Source organism: Streptomyces sp. SID3343 (assembly GCF_009865215.1).
GTDB lineage: Bacteria > Actinomycetota > Actinomycetes > Streptomycetales > Streptomycetaceae > Embleya.
Genome location: NZ_WWJX01000081.1, coordinates 1 through 712 on the forward strand (window position 1 = coordinate 1; position 712 = coordinate 712).

Annotated in this window: 1 protein-coding gene; it reads left to right on the forward strand. The window is 75.3% G+C overall.

All coding sequences use genetic code 11. The features are described from left to right. The coding region (locus tag GT354_RS02775; protein ID WP_161354547.1) for a hypothetical protein at positions 1-712 on the forward strand (712 nt) is incomplete at both ends.

The window sequence follows — 712 nt, forward strand, 5'->3', positions numbered from 1 at the left end:
GCCGACGTGGACCGCGCCGCGCGCCTGGAACCCGAGCTGCCCGCGGTGCGCCGAGCCGGGCCTCTGCTGCGCGGTTGGCAGGCGCTGGCGCTCTCCCGGGAGGGCCGGCACGACGAGGCCCTGGCGATCCGCTTCGAGCTGGAACGGGCCGTGCCGACCGACGTGCGCAATCTCCAGTGCATCGCACTGTCGGCGCTGCGCGCGGGGCTCGCGGACGAGCCGGGCCGGACCGCGGCGATGTGGCATCTGGTCTGCGGAACGTGGGCGGCGGTCCTGTACAGCCCCGACTTTTGGGCCGACCTCGAATCGCGCACCGCGCGCGAGGTGTGGCCCGAACAGATCCGGGCCGCGCGGGACGAGCAGATTCGGCGGGTGTACCGGGAGTTGCGCGAGCGCGCGGCCGGCACCGAGGGCGCGATCACCGCGCTGTACCGCGAACTCGAACAGCGCTGGAGCCTGGAGGTGGAGGTCACCGAGCGGCTCGCGCGGATCGACCTGCCGCCGGGTGCGCTCGCGTGTGGGCCGATGCTGCTCGAACGCGTCGCCGACCCCGAGACGGGGTCCGACGCGGGGCGCGAACTGGCCGCCGCGGTGCGTGCCGCCGCCGACCCGCACACCGGCGAACTTCTCGCCCCGCTGGGCCTGTTCCGCCACCTGATCGACACCGGTCGGCTCGACGAGGCGGTCACCGGGCTGACCGTGCGGGCCGGGC